This is a genomic window from Shewanella oneidensis MR-1 (genome assembly GCF_000146165.2).
In the GTDB taxonomy this organism is placed as follows: Bacteria; Pseudomonadota; Gammaproteobacteria; order Enterobacterales; family Shewanellaceae; genus Shewanella; species Shewanella oneidensis.
This window is the reverse complement of the sequence record NC_004347.2, coordinates 4,220,919-4,240,649: the sequence shown is the minus strand read 5'-3', so window position 1 is coordinate 4,240,649 and position 19,731 is coordinate 4,220,919. Positions and strand designations below refer to the sequence as shown.

Below are 19,731 nucleotides of genomic sequence, written 5' to 3'. Positions count from 1 at the left end.
TATTAATGCTTAGTCCACGCATCTTGCCAAGCGCTACCTGTACCTGGCGCATAGTAAGGCGCTGAGCCGCTACACCAACCACTGTTTGGCCAAGGTCGGCATTGGTAGACACCACCGGCGTTTGTAACAATATTCCCCGCTTGATATTGATTACCTGCGACATAGGCTGGGTATTCAACGGGTTCACTACCATCATCACCTTGAACTAGCGAGACGTTATAGGACTGCGTAAGATTCTTATCTTTAGCGCTGATCACAACTTGATAAGCACCCGCTTCCAATGATTCCGCTTGTAATACCATGGCACCGTTGCCATTTATTGTTGCAGTCGTGCTAGCAAGGATTCGTTGCTCTTGAGTGAGGTTAGCGGTTAACTCCATTGCTTGGTTCGTGTTAACGTTAAAATTAATGCTAACTTGACCTTGATTGAGAATGTAGCTTGAGGCTAAGCCACTCACTGTAAAGTTAGGAGTGATAACCGGAGGTAAGCCTGAGTCACAATCGCTGTCGCCCTTAGACTTCCAAACACCCCACTCGCCTGCCAAATCAGGTTGTTCACCTTGAGTCCACCATCCCGCTAACCAAATTTTTCCAGCATAATTTACTGTGTCGCCACCTAGGTAAATTTTGCTAGCGCTCCATAGATTTTCACACACAGCACCTTGTTCTTGCACGGTTACAAGGCGTACTGCGCGGGTTTGTTCACCTGCGCTATCGCTAACGCTATAGGTCAGTTGATATTGGCCCACACGATTGCTATCCACTTCGCCTTCAACACGGATATTTGGGGTTAAGTTGCCATCTTCAGCATCTGTGGCGCTGACGCCAGCCATAGCATCAAATGGGGTTGCAAGTATGATTGTGGTGTTGCTAACACCAGATAGCTCCGGTTTAGTGTTATACACTTCAACCGTACGCACTTGTTCAGTGGTGTTATTGTCGGAATCTGTCACTTTATATGTCAGGGGATAGAGGCCAATCTGGTTGGTGTTAACGTCGCCTGTGACTTGGATTTGTTGGGTCAGATCTTTATCTTCTTCATCATAGGCGCTTACTCCGTCCATAGCATTGAAGGTTCCGCCTAATTTAACACGAGTATTGCTTAGGCCACTGAAAATAGGTTTACCGTTTTCAGGTTCAGGTGGAGTGATATCTTGGCCGTGGATAAAGGGTCCATATGCCTTAATAAACGACTCATTATAGGCCTGCCCAGCGGCATTTTTGCCCATATCCCAGTTCACTGACCATGTCATAAGGCCGCGTAACGGTTGTCCTTGGTTCTTTAATTGTTCAAAGGCTGCAAACAATGCATTTGGATCGCTGACATACCCTGTAGCTGCGGCATCAATATTGGTTGGAATACCAAAAACTAGCTTGTCATGGGGGATTTTAGTGAAGCCGTTTGTGCCATTCACTAGCGCGTCAGAGATATGGTAAATAAATTCTTGCTTTAAACTGTCGTTGTTTTGGGCAATCCAACCTATGCCTTCGATATAAATGCCATCGCCGCCTTGGTTGTAAAACTGTGGATTAATCCAATCATAATAACCTTCAAGGGCGTTGATATAAGGCACGTATTTTCCCCCTGTAGTGAGGTAAGGGAATTCGGGTGCCATGGTGATTAAAAAGTTTTTCTGCTGTTTACGGTAATGATCTTTAACGATCCGTAGCGCCGCGGGAATGACGATTTGGTTATCTGCAGCCGTTACGGCAGCTTGCTCTAAATCGATATCCAGTCCATCAAAGCCGTACTTTTCAACCAGACGAATAATTTCATTGGCCAGATCGTGTTCTTGTCCTTTGCGAAGCTCAATGTGTGCGTCAGCGCCGCCCAATGCGATTAATACCGCGCGGCCTTGGCGATTGAGTTCACCAATTTGGTCAATAAATTGTGCTTCAGATAAGCCAACAGCGGGATCGAGTTTAAAAGTAGGGATACTTCCTGTTGCGCCATATACCTTCATGAATGAGATATCGACAACATTATATTGAGGGTTCACCTGCGCCAAGCTAACACATGGAGCAACGCCACCTTTATAGCCAGCGCCACCACACCAGTTATGCCAGTAACCCACGACGACACCAGCTTGCGGGTTAACCATCATTGACCCCTGTGCACTTGCTGGGGAGGCTAATACCGCTGTGGAGAGTGCTATGCAGCTAAACAGTGTATTGAATTTAAAAGATTTCATTGAGTCTTGCCTTTTTTATCGATAAAAAATAACCAAAATAGTCTAAGGTGCTTAAGTTGTGTTTAGTTTGGTGAAAAACAGTGTTAATTCTGATTAACGGGTGGTTTAAGTGAGCTTTTATTGTTTTTATATGCTTTCTTAGTTCATGGTTATTATGCATAAAGTCTTAAAAATTTATATAAAAAATGATTTTGTGGTTTATTTTATTTGAAGTTCGCATTTATTGGTCATTTGTTTGGCAGTGTCAATTTTGTGGTAAATGTGACTTTTGGCCTTTAGTGTCATCAATGTGATTTAGCAAAGACGTGAAAAGCCAATTTTTGAGACAAAGATAAGGACTGTGAAGCAAACTATGGTTTTTTGCTTGTCTTCCTGCTTGTTTAAGGCGAAAATGCGCGCCGAAAAAATAACCGAGGTATTCAGTGCCTCGGTTATTTTCTTTTTGAATGTATGGGTTTTAAACCAATAGAGGCCGGTAAACATCCGGAAATGATATGAGGTTCGTTTGAACCTACTTTACTGAGGACAATTCAATGGGGCTGTTGTTTACCGGATTTTCGGTCGTTGCCGTCAATCAACATGTTGCGTTAGTCATTCCACCTACTTTACTGGGAGGTGGTGTATGAGCCAACAAAAACCGGGCTTAAAGCAAAGCCTTAATCTGTGGCAGGTGGTTGTGATGGGGCTTGCGTACCTCACGCCTATGGCCGTGTTTGACACCTTCGGAATTGTCTCTGAGATCACCTCTGGCCATGTGGCCACTTCTTACTTGCTCGCATTAGCGGGGATTCTCTTTACCGCTTTTAGCTATGGTCATTTAGTGCGTAAATATCCCTATGCGGGGTCGGCTTATACCTATGCTCAAAAAAACTTTAGTCCAAATGTCGGTTTTATGGTGGGCTGGTCATCGCTACTCGATTATATGTTTATGCCGATGATCAACATGCTACTGGCCAAAATCTACCTCACCGCTATGTTCCCTAATGTGGAACCTTGGATTTTTATCTTTGGTTTAGTCACAGTTATGACGGTACTCAACCTTAGAGGCATTGATTTAGTTGCGAATTTTAATGGGGTTATCGTATTTGCCCAGATAGCGATTATCTTAGTGTTTATTGGCTTAATGGCCCATAGCCTGTCCCTTGGGGAAGGTGAAGGGGTGATTGCCAGCGTGCGTCCATTCTATTCGGAGCAGGTAACCTTAGCGCCGCTCTTTACCGGTGCAACCATTCTGTGTTTCTCCTTCTTAGGTTTTGATGGCTTAAGTTCGCTAAGTGAAGAAACTAAGGATGCAAAACGAGTCATCCCACGTGCTATTTTGTTGACGGCGTTGATTGGCGGGGTGATTTTTGTCAGCGTGTCCTATTTCTTGCAACTCTATTTCCCTGATATTTCTCGCTTCGAGCAGTTGGATGCCGTTTTGCCTGAGATTGCGCTCTATGTGGGCGGTAATTTATTCCAGTCTATTGTACTAGTGGCGACAACAATTGCGGTGTTAGCTTCGGGCATGGCAGCTCATGCGGGGGTGGCGCGCATCCTCTATGTGATGGGGCGCGACAATATGTTGCCCAATAAAGGCTTTGGTTATGTTCACCCTAAATGGCGTACCCCGGCATTTAACGTGGTTCTGGTGGGGTTACTGGCGCTTTCGGCGGTGTCCTTTGATTTAGAAATGGCTTTAGCCTTAGTGAACTTCGGTGCTTTAGTTGCCTTTACCTTTGTTAACCTGTCGGTGATTGTGCAGTTTTATATTAAAGAAAAACGTAATCAATCCCTTAAGGAGCATTTGCAGTATTTCGTTTTGCCCTTGTGTGGCGCGGCAACCATTGGCGTGCTGTGGATTAACCTTGAGCCTCAGTCATTAGAACTCGGTTTAATTTGGGGAGCTGTGGGGATGCTGTATCTGGCGCTGCGCAGCCTACGCTTGCGCAAGGCGGTAGAATTGCAGAGTTAACCAACGTATTAACCCATAAAGTAAAAGACCCGCATCAGCGGGTCTTTTTGTTGGTTACAACGTTGGCACCGTAAAGCCTAAATTGGTGGTTTTGATACCCTTAGGGGTCGTGGCAATAATGCTGACATTATTGCCTGCGAAGGCGCTAAAACTGAGTGGAGTGCCTAAACCATCCTTAGCAGAGAGGGTATTAGGAACCTCGGTAATCTCTGGAGCACCATTACAGTCGACACAGAGTTCGATACTGGTTTTGGCGGGCAGAATTTGTTTGGCACTGTCGTGAACAAACACCACAAACTTAGATTGGGCACCTGCGGCAACGGGTTTTATATCATTGACGCTGGCAAGTCGCACACCGTCCTGCATCACACTGATATAAGCCTGTGAGCCAGACATGCTCATTACCAATCCTTTGCGAACATAGGTTTTGTTAGCTTGACCTGTACCACAGAGGCTGCCTAGGCATTGCGGGCCGTTAAACTTGCCATCGGCTGCAGGATAAGTGTCACGGGCGAGGTTGTCGAAATAGCGCTCGCCACTGTCGAAGCTAAAGTTTTCATTATCATCACGAAACGCCGTCGGTAAGTCGCTAAACCCCTTGCTGTGGAAGGTTTCGACATCCATACCATTACCGCTGCAGTTAGTTGCTACACCATTGAATAAACAGGCTTTAGCGATAGCCCCGCCATCTGCGCTATCAAACTGGTTGTTGCCATTGGTATCGAAAAAGGTTTCGTGACCGAGGGCGTAAGCCAATATGCTAATGCGATGATCCTGAGGGCGATAATCGCTGGATGTCCAAGTCACGCTGCAAGCACCATTTTTGGTCTGGCAGCTTGGGGCGATTTGCCCGCCCTCTGTGGTGAAGTTAATCGTGGTATCGTCGGGCGCTGGGTTTCCAAAACTGTCCGATAGTCTTGCGGTTATCGTCGCTGTTTCACCATCATGATCGCCCGCTTCTGGGTTGACTATCGTCGTCGACAGGCTAAAACCAAGCTGTTGTGGCAAACCTGTATTGACGGTTAATTGCTCTGACTGGCTGGTAATCACCTCTTTGGTATCAGCATCCACGGCAGTGGCAACAACGCGAACGGGGGTGGGCACAGTGCCCGATAGCACTCGCACACTGGCGATACCTTGGGAGTTAGTGAGGCTCTCTGCACTGGCGCTGCCATTGGCAAAACTTAAGCCGCCAACAACGGTATCTAAACTAAAACTGACCTTTTGCTGCGCTGCGGGCTGGCCATTTGCGCTGGTGACTTTAAAGCTGACTAGGGATGATTCACTCGACCCTGTACCACCCGCACCTTTGATGCGAATTTGGCTAGGCGTTGCCGATTCAAAGCTTAGGCTTGCGAGGGTTTGGCGCTGTAGCGTGAACGGGAAATTGGCCGTAAGCGTTTGATTGCCGACCACTGTGGTCGCGATAATTTGGTCATTACGCTCACTGTTACCGCTGCAACTGGTGTCTTGGAAGGTTGAGCTGGCATTGCCCGATAAGGTAGTGACAGGCGTGTCTAAGGTGGCGTTATTGCTGGCAGTACAGTCAGAGCTAAAACTCATTGATGAAGGCGTTTGTACTCGAGTAATCGTGCCATCACTCGCTTCTAATACTAAGCTTGCGGTTACCCCAAAGCTGCCGCCGGCGCTAATTTTATAGCTGCCATCAGTCTGTGGCGTTAAAGTGCTGCCAAGTTTACCTTCAGTGAAGCTGGTTCCGTTAAACGATCCTAGCTTGAGGGTGCCCGTTTCGTTGATGGCATCTTTGCTGAGCACTTCATATAAGCTGCTACTTTGCAGCGATTGACCTTGATAATCGACTGTCACTGTTAAGGTATTTGCCCCTAACTCAGTCGCGCTTGGCGTATAAGTCACCTGGGCAAGACCTTGGCTATTGGTCAATGCGCTAGCTGGATTGAGGGTGGCGGTGCCCGCACTAAAGGTGACTTTAGCATCGGCAATGCCTTTGCTTTCAGTATCAAGCAAGATGGCTTGCAGTTGTACGGCTTCATCCACTTTAAAGCGTGTGACCAAGTTTGCACCATTGACAATACTAGCACTCAGTTTGGGTGGAGTAACGGTACCCGACCCGCCCTTGCCAATAAATTCATAGTTACGTGTAGCCGTTAAGGCTGCAGCACCTGTGGGAGTGTAGGTTGCGCTGACGGTCCCCGCACCTTCGGTTAAGCTTGCATTAGCAATAATCACTTCAGCCACACCATTGGCATTGGTTAATTTCGTTGCTGGGGAGACTGTGCCTAAGGTGGCGCTAAAATTAATCAGTTGTCCGCTGACGTTTGCTGAGCCTTGTTTTAAGGTTGCAAGCGCACAAAAGCTGGCGTCAGTAGGGAAACTTAAACTGCTCGTGCTATCGGCACATTGACCGTTAACTAAGGTTTTGTAGCTTAAGCTGAGGCTATAACTGTCGGTACTGCCATCAGCGTCAGTGCCATCAGCGGCGCCATTACAACCACTGAGCGCAGTTGCGCCCAGTAATGCCCAAGAAAATACTGATAACGTTTTGCTAAATCGCATAAGCAAACATCCTTGTGGTGCAGGTTGATTAGTCTTGGATTTCGCTGCGTAAATATTTAAACAGCTCTTTTGAGGATTTTGACTCTGGGCCTTTCGCCAGCTCTTTGGTCGCTTGGCGCACTAAGGTGCGGAGTTTTTGTCTATCCAACTGTGGGTAATGTTCCACTACGGTTTGGATTTCACCGTCGCCTTGGGTGAGTAAACGCTCACGCATTTTCTCGAACATTTGCAGCTTGGCGGTTTCGTTGCTGTTTTTGTTCAGCACCACGGCGAGCGACGCCTTGATCGGTTCAATATCGACGTTGCGCATCAGTTTGCCGATATATTGCATATGGCGGCGATAGGCTTCGGTCTTTGGCTTGATCTTATGAGCTTGCTGAATGCTGTCGTATAAGTGCTCGTCCAGCTCGATTTTATCTAGCTGGGTTTTGCTGAGTGAGACCAGTTCCATACCGACTTTTTGAGCCGCTTCGCAGTCACGCTTATCCTCAGTTTTACTGACATACTCGTCGTTACTGTCATAGGGCTGTTTAAAATGTTCTGAATCACCAACAATCTTCATATAGATAAAACCTCAGTTAAATTACGCGCTAATAATAACATCTCCCGCCAAAATTCGCCTAGCTAAAGCGCGATTCAATCAGTAAAGCACGCAATAAATAATGTGAATGGGATGGGTGTTTGTTATGCTAGCGTCATTGCCTATAACGAAAGAGTTGCTTTGTGTCTTTGAACAGAATCGATAGTGAATTGACCGCGCTGAAAGATGCGGTTGCTGTGGCCCTCGAATATGCGAATAAATTAGGGACAAATGCCGCTGAAGTGGCGATCAGTAAACAACAGGGATTATCGGTTTCAACCCGTTTAAAGGAAGTTGAAACGGTAGAGTTTAATAAAGATGGCGCCCTCGGTATTACGGTTTATCGCGATGGTTGCAAGGGCAGTTCATCAACCTCTGATCTCAGCCCTGAAGCCATTGCGCTGGCGGTAAAAGCGGCCGATGATATCGCCCGTTACACTTCGGCAGATCCCTTTAGTGGCCTGGCGGATAAAGCGCTGATGGCGACCGAGATCCGCGATCTTAAGCTCTACTATCCGCAAGAGATTTCAGCCGACGAATTAGCCCAATTGGCCATTCGCGCCGAAACCGCTGCGCTCGATGCCGATCCGCGCATCAATAACTCCGACGGAGCGAGCGCCAATGCCCATACATCGGTAAAGGTCTACGGTAATAGTCATGGCTTTTTAAATGGTTACTGCAGCTCCCGTTATAGCTTAAGTTGCAGCGTGATTGGTGAAGACCGCAACGGCAATATGCAGCGGGATTACGATTACACTATCGCCCGTAAATTCAATGAGATGCTTTCACCTGAATCGGTGGGGCTAAAAACCGCCGAGAAAACCGTGAGCCGTTTAGGGGCGCGTAAGATCGCCACCACCCGTTTGCCAATATTACTGGCGCCAGAGATTGCGACCGGCTTAATCGGCCATTTGATTGGTGCCATCAGCGGTGGCAGCTTGTATCGTAAATCGAGCTTCTTACTCGATGCCATTCACACCCAAATCTTCCCTGATTGGTTCAGCATTGAAGAGCAGCCGCATCTATTAGGTGCGCTCGCCAGTGCCAACTACGATAGTGAAGGGGTTGCGACCCAAGATAGGCGCATTATCGATCGCGGCATGTTAGAAACCTACCTGCTAACCAGTTATTCGGCGCGCAAATTGAGCCTACCAAACACTGGACATGCGGGCGGGATCTATAACTGGACCTTAGCGCACACTGGCCAAGGTTTTGATGAATTAGTCAAAGGCATGGGCACGGGCTTGATTGTCACTGAGGTGATGGGCCAAGGCGTGAATATGGTGACGGGGGATTATTCCCGTGGCGCCGCGGGTTTTTACGTCGAAAATGGTGAAGTCCAATTCCCCGTGGAAGAAATTACCATTGCTGGCAATCTTAAGGATATGTTCCGTGGGATACAGGCGGTCAGTAAAGACTTCGATTTACGCTCTTCTATTCGCACTGGCGGGATTTTATTATCCGAGATGAAGGTTGCGGGTAACTGATTTAGTTAACCTAATTGAGTCATTCAGTCTAACGGCTCAGCGTTAACTGAATGAGCTTTAAACAAAAGGGCAAATGCGTTCGCATTTGCCCTTTTTGATTTTATGTCGTTCTACTTTTTAGAAGCGGTAGCTTGCACCTAATTCAAATGAGCGACCCGAGCCCGCGACTTGGCTAAAGCCATTGCTGCTATCGGCCTTAAACTCGGCAATGCTTACACCACCGAGTGGCAGCTCATAGTAAGTATCAAACAGGTTATTGATCGCAAAGGTTAAACTCAGCTCTTGCCATTTGATGCTACTGCTTAAGTTCAGTAGCGAATAGCTGCTCGTTTCGTTCTCTAAACGGCGATCATCAACGCGATCCTTTGTCGCCACCCATTGCCATGCCAAGCGGTTTTCCCAATCGCCGAGTTGGTGGCTGAGGGCTAACTCGGTTTGTAACGGTTTGATTTGATAAAGTGGTTCATTACCTTCATCGCGCTCGCCACGGGTGATGTTGAGTTTACCGAGCATCTGCCACTTACCACTGTCGGTATCGGCTAATAGGTAGAGTGCGCTGAACTTAGCGCCATATAAATTGGCATCTTCGTTGGTGAATTTTAGGATATTGCGTTTACCTGCGGGTGTACTGGTACGGTTAAAGCTGCCAATCACTTCAGCATCGATATAATCGGTTACTGCGCTATACCAAGCCGTGGTCGAGAACTGCCATGCATCGCCATTAAATTTGTAAGCTGCACTTAGGGTGTGGGCCGTTTCGGGCTTTAGATCGGGGTTGCCGACATAACCGTTACCGTCGCCATACCAGCCAATCATAGTGGTTGCCATGACGCCGCGGCCCCAACTGTAACGCTCATAGAGGTTAGGGGCGCGATTTTTACGGGCTAAGCCAAATTCCAGTTGTTGTTTGGCCGACAATTGATAGCGTGCCAGCAATGTCGCATCGATTAGGTTATCGTCTCGGCTTCTGTCCATGGCATTAAAGGCTTTTGCCGCCTCGGCATCCACATTGGGCATGCCCATCATTGGCATGTTGCTGTAGGCCTGCACTTCACCCGTATCTGTGGTCACATATTCATAGCGTACCCCAGCGGATAACCACCAAAGCGGATTGAGGTTTTGTTGCCATTCACCGTAAACTGCAGCGCGGCGACGTTCACCATCGTTAATATTGATATAGTCATTGGGGGCCATCATAGTGCCTGGCACCGCTGGCCAAATATCATCTAATTGATAGCTATAGTATTCCTGGCCAAGCAGTAGCGTACTGTCATCCCCCATAGTTAAGCGCCAGTGCAGTTGGTAGCTGTAATCGCTACCCTCTGTATTCATCGGCATTTTGCCGGTTTTTTCTGGGGTGAAGAAGCCCATTTCATGTTTTACACTGTGCCAGTTGAGCTGGGCACTAAACTCGCCGTCATTTTCTAAATCCCGTAGATAGCGAACTAGGGCACCGTAGCTCTTGTTATCAGTCATATCCATGTATTGGTTAGGAAAACCTTGAAATGGAATGGCTTGATGGGTCAGTTTAACGGCCAGTTGTTGTTTTTCATCGCGCCATGCTGCCGTTAAGGCGTGGTTTTGAGCGCGATATAAAGTATCGAGCACTTTGTCGCCGTTACCATCGTGGTAACTGTTGGCGTCTTCATAGGCTCCTTGATAGCTTAAGCTTACATTTTTGCTGGCAATACCGGCTTTGGCGCCGAGTAATAAGCTGTCGCTGGTGCTGCGGTATCCCGATGAAATCTCACCGCTTTCAAAACTTAAGTTTTCGCTGTCAGTAAACTTAGGATTGAGACTATTAACCTTAATCACGCCAGCAATATTGTCGCCGCCCGCACTGACGGGGGACACGCCCGCGACCACTTCGACCGAGTTGATTTGGTTGGCAGAAACATAAGATAGCGGTGGGTTCATTTGGTTGGCGCAGGAGGCGGTAATGTCTGCGCCGTCGACTAACACTTTAATGCGATCGCCCATCATGCCGTTCAGCACTGGTAGCGCCGAAACTCCTCCAGCTTCAGAGAAATCAACGCCTTGATCTTTAAGTAAGGCATCGGCTGAGCCTAGGGCATTGCGGCAGATACTCTGCTCACCGTGGACCAAAATACGCTCAATCTGAGTCTGTTCATTATCATTGGCCATTGCCAGCGGGGCAAAGGATAAGCCTAATGCAAGGGTAAGTGCGGTGGATATTTCCGAGCATTTAAAACCATGGGGGATATTTAAAGCAGTTGCAGCCATCTTATTGTCTTCCATTCACTTGGATAAATTGCGCTGCATTATAAAGATCATCGAAGTGTGACAGGTGCGGCATTTTGTCGCAGAGCTTATAAAGATAAGGCTTAAGTAGTTGTTGCTTAAGCGTTGGCTGCACTTAAGTCGTCAGTATCTGAGTAGGTAATCGCCTTAGTGAGCTGTACATTAACCAAAGTGATTGAAATAGATCCGCTGGGTTTCACCCTCTGCATCCATTATGGCCAGTGCTCTGGCAAACTCGTAGGCCTTGGAATCTTCTGCAAGCACGCTTGGGATGTTATCAGGGCTTAAGGGGAGATTGGCACGATAATAGGGGTTTTGTAGCGCCCGAAAGTGACGACTTTTTTTGGAAAATCCCAGATACATGGCTTGAGGTTGCTGGCAACAATCGGGGTGCAGCTGAAATTGGCTAATATCACGATTTTTAAGGTAATAGTTAAGCGTTGCTAGATCGTAGATAAAAAAATCACCTTGGCTGGCAAGCAGGTAATCTAAGGCCTTAGGTACATCCAGTTCAGGTGGTTTGCGTACCGACATGGTTTTGGATATGCCATTAAAGTCATAACTACCTGGCGCAATTAATAGCGTCATACCTGTTTGGGATAACTGCGCGAGTGAATTAATACTTGCTGCGCCAGCTCGGCTTATTCCTATGTAGCGCTCCGACAGACCATTAGGGATAAAATAGGCGAATTGGGCGCGTTCTTCACTAAAATGCAGACCAGGATAAAAATCGACATTACCGAGTTTGAGATCCCGTAAAATCCGCAGTTTAGGAGCTCGAACTACCCGCAATTTGCAACCAATTTTTTCTGCAGCGGCTTGGTAAATATCGCGGTAAAACCCCTGATTACTTGGTTCCTGTTCGATAAAGGGACGACGCTCACTGGTGCGGTAACCCATGGTAATGATGCATTCTGAGCTTGAAAAAGCCTGAGCTAGGCTAGGGGATAGGATAACGAATAGGCAAAAAAGACTCAGTAACGGCCGATAAATAACTGCAAACTGCAAAATGATCTCCTTCTCCAGTGATTACCAAGGGTAATCGTGTCGATAAATAGCGACCTAAAGTAGTGTTAAAGATAGGGCTTTGTTGCTCTAATGTATTCTTTTTGTTGGGTTAATCTATCATACTTTTCGATAATAAAAAGTGCGATTCTTTGCACTACTGCACAAACTCTGTACATCTTTTTAGATTGGTTTATAGTGTCGCCGCTGGCCGAGACTGATTAACTTGGCCCTTGACCAATATAGGATTAATTGAGGATTAATTGAGGAGTCATTATGACGAAGGTAAATGTGGCAAAAGTAAAAGCCGAAGGTGTGCTAGAGCATGAAAATGGTCGCGGCACCATTACAGACAATGCACTTAAGGCGCTAGTGACCAGTCCGTTATTTCGGATGCGAACCGAAAAGCCGAAAAAGGGCAAAGGGTCTTATAACCGTAAAGGCAAGGCATTCAAAATGAGTAACCGAGAGGGGTATCAGCACAAGGGCGATACCCCTTTCGGCTTTATGGGGATGATGTTTTAACGTTTTTGCCACGTTATACCAATCACATTAAATATCTAATCAGTTCAGAGCCTCACAGGCATTTCAATCCAAGGCGCATTGACGCAGAAATGGTCATTCCCTTTTAAGTCAATGCAACACCGGAGTGGGATGCCTGTGAGGCTCCCGAAGGGCAGGTTTCTACGCGCTTTATACTGCGTTTAAGGCTTTCGACAGAGCGCCACTATGCCTTCAAGCCTTCGCCTTGTCTAAAGCGCGTTGAACTCCCGCTGAATGAACAGATATTTAATACGATTGGTATTAGTCCTGCTCATTTAATCCCTGCTAGACTCCCCACACTGCCTTGCGATTTTCCTCTTCAACCCCTTTTGTCACACTATCTAGCCTTCACCTATTGAGAGGATGCGCCTGCTTTTGCCCATAAAAAACGAGCTACAATTGAGACTGTGGCTCGTCTTTTTAAAACTTGAATGATTTGAAGGCTTAAGCTTCGACTTCATCCTCAGCATCGGCATCCACTAACTCGGCCCACAGATCGTGCTCATCTGAGTGAGTGATCACGGCGCGAACTAACATGCCGGGTTCGAGTTCGGTTTCACCGTTGATAAATACCATACCGTCGATTTCTGGGGCATCGGCGAAGCTGCGGCCAATCGCGCCTTCTTCGTCAACATCATCGATCAGGATATCCATGGTGCGGCCAACAAAGCGCGCTAAACGCTCGGCGCTGATCTCGGCTTGGACTTCCATAAATCTGTGGTATCTGTCTTCTTTGACTTCTTCACTGATAAGCTCGGCGATGGTGTTGGCGACAGCGCCTTCCACTTCTGAGTATTTGAAGCAACCAACGCGGTCGAGGCGTGCTTCACGCAGGAAGTCGAGCAGCATTTCGAAGTCTTCTTCGGTTTCACCCGGGAAGCCCACGATAAAGGTTGAGCGGATAACCAAATCTGGGCAGATTTCGCGCCAGCGTTGGATGGCTTCTAATTGACGGTCAACACGGCCTGGGCGTTTCATCATCTTCAGGATGCGTGGGCTAGCGTGCTGCATTGGAATATCTAAGTAAGGCAGGATTAAGCCTTCGGCCATTAATGGGATCAGATCGTCAACCCATGGATATGGGTAGATGTAATGTAAGCGTACCCACGCGCCCATTTTGCCAAGTTGGCGAGCAAGGCTGGTGATGTCTTGCTTAACTGGCATACCGTTCCAAAAATCGGTGCGACCGCCTTTGTCTTTACCGTAGGCAGAGGTGTCTTGGCTCACCACAAGGATTTCTTGTACGCCAGCTTCAACTAAACGTTTGGCCTCATCTAATACGCTACCCGCGCCGCGGCTATCTAAATCGCCACGCAGTGCAGGGATGATGCAGAAGGTACAGCGGTTGTCGCAACCTTCTGAAATCTTTAAATAAGCATAATGCTTAGGCGTTAACTTGACCCCAGTTTGTGGGATTAACGAGGTAAAGGGATTGTGCTCTGGTTTTGGCACGTACTTGTGGACGTGCTTTAACACGGCTTCGTAGCTGTGTGGGCCTGTGATTTCGAGTACGTCTGGGTGTACTTCGCGGATTTGGTTTTCTTTGGCGCCTAAGCAGCCGGTCACGATCACTTTGCCGTTTTCTTCTAAGGCTTCGCGCACCGCATCTAAGGATTCTTCAACCGCCGCATCGATAAAACCACAGGTGTTAACGATCACTAGATCGGCATTGTCGTAGCTGTTGGTTACTTCATAGCCGTCAATGCGTAACTGGGTCAGAATGCGCTCTGAGTCCACGAGGTTTTTGGGACAACCTAAAGACACAAAACCGATGCGATTGCCTGTGGCAACATTACCCGTATTAACAGAGTCAGCACTGGCGGCTTCTAATGTTTTGGCAGGGGTCTCAAGCGTGGTTGTTTGCTTAGGATGAAAAGTTTCAACTGTCATGGTGTCTCGCTGATGCTGATAAAAGAGCGCCTTAAAAAGAGCGCGGATTATACCTGAAGTGATTAAAAGGTACAGTATCTGTGGCTGAAAAGTGTACAGCCAAGATGGCGTTTCTACCAGTTACAGCCCACACAATGCTGTGTTTCGTTATCAATCGGCATTTCGCCCTGCGGGGATTCATTTTAGGGCGCGTAGCCGAGTACAAGGCAGAACGTAGCCGATTGAAAAAATTTTTTAAAAAATTAACCCTTTTTATGTTTGCCCTCGTTTATAGGGATAGTTTGTATGACTCGTTGGTATAACGCTCAGACGCTAAATTGGCCTGTTAGCCGATAGCCATCGCGTTAGCATCACGGCAGTCTCGCCTTAAATGATTTAGTTGGAGTTAATAATGAAGCATTCTCTTTTAGCTGTATTAGTTGCAGGTGGTCTTTTCTCTGGTGCATTTACTGCCACCACACTTGCGGCCGAGGTGGATTTTCCCCATATCGAAACCATGGGCGTGAGCCAAATTCAAGTCGAGCCCGATATGGCCGAACTTAATGTGGAAGTGGCGGTTACCGAGAAAGACGCTAAGGCCGCTAAAGATAACTCGGATGCGGCTGTCGCGAAATTTATCGCCCGCCTCGCCGCCGCAGGGGTGAGTAAAGAACATATTCAAAGTGCTAACTTAAATCTGCAACCCCAATATATTTATGCCCAGGATAAAGCGCCAGAGCTGACGGGGTACATCGCCAGTCGTCAAATCACAGTAACGGTAACAGAGTTAAGCCGCTTAAATACGATTGTTGATTCGGCCATCGAAGAGGGCATGAATCGAGTGAATAACATCGCCCTTAAATCAAGCAAAGAGGCTGAATATGTAGCCAAGGCGCGCCAAGAGGCCATTGTCGATGCTAAGCAAAAAGCCGAGTCCTTAGCCAAGGGATTTGGGGAAAACTTAGGTAAGATTTGGCAAATTCGCTATTACGATCAACGTCCAGTACAACCAGTTATGCTGCGTATGAATGCCAAAGCCGATTATGCAATGGCCGCGGCTGAAAGTTATCAATATGGTCAAGTGACTATCGAAGACCGAGTTGAAGTGGTCTATAAATTGAAATAAATCAATCATAAACCGATAAGATGGATGAGGCTTACTTAGCTCATCCATCTTGGCTGATTTGTGTTGATTGTCGATGACGTACTGAGGTTTAACCACCTTTGAGGTGTTGGATTGTTACTCAGCACCCTAGTGTGCTGTTTTGTATAATAAAATTGATTCAAGCGACTTGTTCTCGCACCTAGTTGTGGAATTGCGAGTATCGGTTATGGGCTAACTGATATATCATGCGCCACCCTTAATTGCCCATGCCTTCTCTTTGCTGCTATGTCTTCTAACGCGCTTTATACCGATCTATCCGGTTATTACGATTTAATGTGCTCCGATATTAACTATCAACAACAGAGTGCCAGCATCCATCGATTGCATCAGTTCTTAGGGAATAATGGCAAACAACACCTTGATTTAGCCTGTGGCACAGGCCCGCATGTACGACATTTTATCGACCTTGGTTATCAGTGCAGTGGCCTGGATATTAATCAGCCGATGCTCGATATGGCCATGCGTCGTTGCCCTGAGGCCCAGTTTAATCTGCAAGATATGACCGCGTTTTATCTTGAGCAGCCAGTTGATTTAATTACCTGTTTTTTATATTCCATCCATTACAGTGCCGGCATAGAGCGCCTAAAAAGTTGCATCGCGAGTGTGCACCGTGCCCTTAATGACGGTGGGATATTTTGTTTCAACTCGGTTGATAAGCACTGCATCGATAACCGCTTATCGATTAAGCATTTTGCCGAGTTTGAAGGGTACCATTTTGCCTTTGAATCTGGCTGGCATTACAATGGCCAAGGCGAAAAACAGTCATTAAATCTAAGCATTGCAAAGCGTCAGCAGCCGTTTACTCAACTGACTGATTTTGAAGCCGATACGTCTCTGCATCAGACTGAGTTATGGCAAGACCAACATACTATGGTCGCCACCAGTTTTGCTGAGCTACAAGCGTTACTCGCGCCATATTTTGAAGTGCATATCTTTGAGCATGATTATGAAAAAATCGTCCCATGGGATTTAAGCTCAGGTAATGCGCTGTTTGTCTGTGTGAAGATTTAACCTTGGGTTGAAGGTGTGACAACTTGGGATGTTAGTCCTTACGTTCGTGCTAGAACATGAAAGTGCTTCAGTTTCATTAGTCGTGTTAGCAGGCTAAATCAAAGTCCAAATCAAAGTCGTGGGGCTTCATCTCACACTTGTTTATGTAGATGTATCGTCATTGCGGCCTCATGGCCGAGGTGAATCAAAGTCGTGGGGCTTCACCCCACACCCGACCAAAAGGGGAAAAACGCCTGTTCCCCTTTTGGAAATCCCCCGGCGTCCCTAGCAAAGTTAAATGCATTGATTAGTGGCTTCGTGCTTATTCGAAAATCGCTAACGCTTCCGATGGGGCGTCCCTTCCCCCCGAAAGCTACGCAGACATCCTGTCTGCGTCACGCTATTTTCTTCAACGCCCTTCAGCAACTTCGCAGGGGAAGGTGAACTTCTGTGATCTCGGTGTTTGCTGTTAATCCCAAAGATTTATGCCTGTCCTATCTTTATCTCAGTTCTGCTCTTCAAGTTCAAGTTCAAGAATTTTTATATCTTGGTCAATGTTGGATATATCATTGTCAAGTTTTGAAATTTCATCATTGAGCTGTTTAATAATCTCATCTGTCAGCCCTTTTTTTTCAAACTTTTTATTTAAGTGTATATTATCAAACTTAGATATAGTGTTTCTCAAGTTTTCTATTTTTATCATGTCTCCAAAATACCAAATTATAAATGTTGATAACGTAGTGGCTCCTGATATTTTTATAAGATTTGTTATTTTCTCTATATCTTCAGATAATAAGTAATATATAGATGGTATTACTGTTATAATTAAAGTCATAGTGAGTATTTTTAATGTTTTTTTTGAACGATAGTATGTTTTGTTTATGTCTGTTCTTTTGCTTTCAAAAGTTTCAAGTTGTTGAGTTGTACTCTGTTTTTTTTCTTGGTAAAGAGTTTTGGTAGTTAATTTTGACTCAATTAAAGTTTTTATATTTATGTCGTTTCTTTCTCTTTCATGAACAAGTTTTTTCATCAGCTTGGCATTTTCTGACTCGCGTAAAGAATTGATTTGCTCCAAATGATTTTTGTTTCTCAAGTAAGCGTCAATGCTGGAGTCTTCAATGAGTGACAGCATTTGTTCAGTTTCAACAGCTTTTATTTCTTCTGGTTTTCTTGTGTCGCTGCGGCATTCAGCGAGTATTGCTGTTGCCGTCTCCTTATCTAGAGTTCCGTTAGAATAGTTTTTCTGGAATTCGGTGTATCGTTTGCTGACGGATTCATTTACTTTGGAAGATAATACAATCTTCGCTTTTGTTATTACATCAAAAGATGTGATACTTCCCTGCTGTCCAAATCCTCTATTTAGTTTAAACCAGAATTTACTAATCATGAAGTTAAGATTAGTCGCCAACGGTACCTCACCTTTTTCTTTTAGTGAAGAACTCCATGCAATATTAAGTGTTTTATAATTTTCTGTTACTAAAATATGTGTAATTCTATCAAATCGACTGCTATCTCCTTTACGAAGTATGTTTATGTAATTTAGCTCATTAATATGGTTTTCCATAAGTTCATTGCGCGGGTCTGATTGAATTTCATTTATTATAGAAGAGTTTATTATGTTGTATTTATGATTTTCTTCTGAAAAGAAAGATTCATCCTCTAATGGCTTAATACCCTTTACTTCAAGTAGCCTAATTAGTTCTTTCTTTTTTTTCAATAAATCGAATCTGCTTTCACACCCATTAGTTAAATGTACCATAGCCGAAACATGAGGTAATGCTTTATCTTTTCCTGCAACAATGTCATCTGCTTTTGAAAAATATGAGTTTATTCCATCAAGAGTTTCATTGAAATATCTTAGTTTTATTTTTTCTTTTCTTCCGCTATTTATTTCTGATATATAGCTTAGGAATTCGTCAGTTATTTTTTTGAACACCAGTCCGTTATATCCCGCCAAGTGGAAAATAATCTCCGTACCTAGTAGTATTGTTATTTCATTTTTCCAAGATCCAGTTTCAGATATGTTGTTATTAAATCTTATTTCCGACTCTATTATCGAACCATCTTTTATCTCTTGTACGTGCTCGATAAAATCCTTTTTTTCTGAGTTCTCTATTATGAATGCGCTAATGTGTTCGGAGAATTTCCTTCCATTTGCAGTGTCTTGAATGAAAGATGTGAATGAGTGAATTAAATCATCAACTTCACTTTCTGAAAGTTCTCTCTTTATTTTTGAAGAGATATATCCTTCTAAATCAACAAGCAGAGCTTTGTTTTTTGCCTCTGCATTCGATATTTCTAACAACATCTTGGAGTTTGATTCTTGCTGTTTTTCATCAGGAGTATAAATGTAATGCGTTTTTGGTTTGGTGGCTCTTTCTAAATGGCTAATTCTTTTGAGTGATGTTGATATCACACCTTCTGGAAAGGTGAATGAGAATTCACTATTAACATGTGCAGTTAATTCAGGGCATGTAAATGATTTTAAAGCTCTCTTAATTATAGTTGCTTCAATAAATGCTGCGATTACGTCGATAATATCGGTATTATTCTTATAGGTTTGGCTAAAGACAGCTAGTGAAGATAGTAAGTGTATTTCATCTCTTTTATTCATACTTTTTTCCATATTATTTGAGGAAACGACATTAAAACTCGGAACCATGAATAATTTGGTTCAGGTCATGTCACTGTCCCTAAATTAAATCTGACAATCTATGCTAAAACAGCAACATAACGTCATTTTATTGAGTATTCAACTAAGAATTTAACGAGCCACCCATTGTTAAATTTTCTAAAAGTGATGTTTGGTATCACTCTGTTTGCTTTGCATTACTCGCAAGCAACACCAAAGCCTCAGAAGTACACCTTCCCCTGCGAAGTTGCCGCGGGGCGTTGGAATAAATTGCGTGAGTCCGGTCATGGATGACTGGCTAGCTTTCGCAGGTGCAGGGACGCATCCTTCGGAAGCGATAGCAATTTATCCATAAGACCAAGGCTAGTCTCTAATGCATGTAACTTCGCTAGGGGCGTCTTGGAGCATCCAAGGAGGATAGGACGAGCAGTCCTCCTTGGTCGGGTGTGGGGTGAAGCCCCACGACTTTGACTTTGGCTTTGATTTTTCTAAGATTAACATTTCAGAATTGAGTTAA

At 45.3% G+C, this 19,731-nt stretch carries 14 protein-coding genes; 7 read left to right on the top strand and 7 right to left on the bottom strand.

Annotation, left to right across the window (positions count from 1 at the left end; all coding sequences use genetic code 11):
• Positions 1 to 2 precede the first annotated feature (2 nt).
• Positions 3 to 2,192 carry an immunoglobulin-like domain-containing protein gene (locus SO_RS23430; protein ID WP_011073790.1) on the bottom strand — a complete coding sequence of 730 codons (2,190 nt, stop codon included), beginning with the start codon at positions 2,190 to 2,192 and terminating at the stop codon, positions 3 to 5.
• A gap of 622 nt (positions 2,193 to 2,814) precedes the next feature.
• On the opposite strand from SO_RS23430, the gene SO_RS18935 reads away from it, so the two are divergent.
• Positions 2,815 to 4,146 carry an APC family permease gene (locus SO_RS18935; protein WP_011073788.1) on the top strand — a complete coding sequence of 444 codons (1,332 nt, stop codon included), beginning with the start codon at positions 2,815 to 2,817 and terminating at the stop codon, positions 4,144 to 4,146.
• Between the two features lie 54 nt (positions 4,147 to 4,200).
• Here the strand turns inward: SO_RS18935 and SO_RS18930 are convergent, their stop codons facing one another.
• Together SO_RS18930 and yjgA are read right to left on the bottom strand one after the other, a co-directional pair.
• Positions 4,201 to 6,681: an Ig-like domain-containing protein gene (locus SO_RS18930; RefSeq protein ID WP_011073787.1), complete on the bottom strand. Its 2,481-nt coding sequence runs from the start codon at positions 6,679 to 6,681 to the stop codon at positions 4,201 to 4,203.
• 28 nt (positions 6,682 to 6,709) lie between these two features.
• Positions 6,710 to 7,243 carry a ribosome biogenesis factor YjgA gene (gene yjgA, locus SO_RS18925; RefSeq protein ID WP_011073786.1) on the bottom strand — a complete coding sequence of 178 codons (534 nt, stop codon included), beginning with the start codon at positions 7,241 to 7,243 and terminating at the stop codon, positions 6,710 to 6,712.
• 161 nt (positions 7,244 to 7,404) lie between these two features.
• Here yjgA and pmbA point away from each other — a divergent pair, with 161 nt between their 5' ends.
• Positions 7,405 to 8,748 (top strand): metalloprotease PmbA, encoded by a 1,344-nt coding sequence (gene pmbA, locus SO_RS18920; RefSeq protein ID WP_011073785.1) that lies wholly within the window; start codon positions 7,405 to 7,407, stop codon positions 8,746 to 8,748.
• A gap of 117 nt (positions 8,749 to 8,865) precedes the next feature.
• On the opposite strand, the gene SO_RS18915 is transcribed toward pmbA, so the two are convergent.
• Positions 8,866 to 10,992: a TonB-dependent receptor plug domain-containing protein gene (locus SO_RS18915; RefSeq protein WP_011073784.1), complete on the bottom strand. Its 2,127-nt coding sequence runs from the start codon at positions 10,990 to 10,992 to the stop codon at positions 8,866 to 8,868.
• Positions 10,993 to 11,172: 180 nt separating this feature from the next.
• Positions 11,173 to 12,018, bottom strand: coding sequence for a substrate-binding periplasmic protein (locus SO_RS18910; protein ID WP_011073783.1), 846 nt, complete (start codon positions 12,016 to 12,018; stop codon positions 11,173 to 11,175).
• Positions 12,019 to 12,306: 288 nt separating this feature from the next.
• Between SO_RS18910 and SO_RS18905 the strand changes: the two genes are divergently transcribed.
• Both SO_RS18905 and SO_RS23275 read left to right on the top strand, forming a co-directional pair.
• Positions 12,307 to 12,540: an alternative ribosome-rescue factor A gene (locus tag SO_RS18905; RefSeq protein ID WP_164925916.1), complete on the top strand. Its 234-nt coding sequence runs from the start codon at positions 12,307 to 12,309 to the stop codon at positions 12,538 to 12,540.
• A gap of 170 nt (positions 12,541 to 12,710) precedes the next feature.
• The gene (locus SO_RS23275) at positions 12,711 to 12,917 is read left to right on the top strand and encodes a hypothetical protein (protein WP_238560612.1); all 207 of its coding nucleotides are present in this window, start codon (positions 12,711 to 12,713) and stop codon (positions 12,915 to 12,917) included.
• A gap of 85 nt (positions 12,918 to 13,002) precedes the next feature.
• Here the strand turns inward: SO_RS23275 and rimO are convergent, their stop codons facing one another.
• Positions 13,003 to 14,448: a 30S ribosomal protein S12 methylthiotransferase RimO gene (rimO, locus tag SO_RS18900; RefSeq protein ID WP_011073781.1), complete on the bottom strand. Its 1,446-nt coding sequence runs from the start codon at positions 14,446 to 14,448 to the stop codon at positions 13,003 to 13,005.
• Positions 14,449 to 14,839: 391 nt separating this feature from the next.
• On the opposite strand from rimO, the gene SO_RS18895 reads away from it, so the two are divergent.
• Together SO_RS18895 and SO_RS18890 are read left to right on the top strand one after the other, a co-directional pair.
• The gene (locus SO_RS18895) at positions 14,840 to 15,553 is read left to right on the top strand and encodes an oxidative stress defense protein (protein WP_011073780.1); all 714 of its coding nucleotides are present in this window, start codon (positions 14,840 to 14,842) and stop codon (positions 15,551 to 15,553) included.
• Between the two features lie 264 nt (positions 15,554 to 15,817).
• Entirely contained in the window at positions 15,818 to 16,603 is a 786-nt protein-coding gene (locus SO_RS18890) for a class I SAM-dependent DNA methyltransferase (RefSeq protein WP_011073779.1), read from the top strand.
• 484 nt (positions 16,604 to 17,087) lie between these two features.
• Here SO_RS18890 and SO_RS18885 read toward each other — a convergent pair whose 3' ends face one another.
• Positions 17,088 to 19,196: a hypothetical protein gene (locus SO_RS18885; RefSeq protein ID WP_011073778.1), complete on the bottom strand. Its 2,109-nt coding sequence runs from the start codon at positions 19,194 to 19,196 to the stop codon at positions 17,088 to 17,090.
• Positions 19,197 to 19,361: 165 nt separating this feature from the next.
• On the opposite strand from SO_RS18885, the gene SO_RS18880 reads away from it, so the two are divergent.
• Positions 19,362 to 19,508, top strand: a complete 147-nt coding sequence (locus tag SO_RS18880) for a hypothetical protein (protein ID WP_164925779.1) — start codon at positions 19,362 to 19,364, stop codon at positions 19,506 to 19,508.
• Positions 19,509 to 19,731 lie beyond the last annotated feature (223 nt).

What these genes read in the sequence shown, in the direction of transcription:
- SO_RS23430 (WP_011073790.1), bottom strand. Translation starts at nt 2,192, where the DNA reads ATGAAATCTTTTAAATTCAATACACTGTTTAGCTGCATAGCACTCTCC.
- SO_RS18935 (WP_011073788.1), top strand. Translation starts at nt 2,815, where the DNA reads ATGAGCCAACAAAAACCGGGCTTAAAGCAAAGCCTTAATCTGTGGCAG.
- SO_RS18930 (WP_011073787.1), bottom strand. Translation starts at nt 6,681, where the DNA reads ATGCGATTTAGCAAAACGTTATCAGTATTTTCTTGGGCATTACTGGGC.
- yjgA (WP_011073786.1), bottom strand. Translation starts at nt 7,243, where the DNA reads ATGAAGATTGTTGGTGATTCAGAACATTTTAAACAGCCCTATGACAGT.
- SO_RS18915 (WP_011073784.1), bottom strand. Translation starts at nt 10,992, where the DNA reads ATGGCTGCAACTGCTTTAAATATCCCCCATGGTTTTAAATGCTCGGAA.
- rimO (WP_011073781.1), bottom strand. Translation starts at nt 14,448, where the DNA reads ATGACAGTTGAAACTTTTCATCCTAAGCAAACAACCACGCTTGAGACC.
- SO_RS18895 (WP_011073780.1), top strand. Translation starts at nt 14,840, where the DNA reads ATGAAGCATTCTCTTTTAGCTGTATTAGTTGCAGGTGGTCTTTTCTCT.
- SO_RS18890 (WP_011073779.1), top strand. Translation starts at nt 15,818, where the DNA reads ATGTCTTCTAACGCGCTTTATACCGATCTATCCGGTTATTACGATTTA.
- SO_RS18885 (WP_011073778.1), bottom strand. Translation starts at nt 19,196, where the DNA reads ATGAATAAAAGAGATGAAATACACTTACTATCTTCACTAGCTGTCTTT.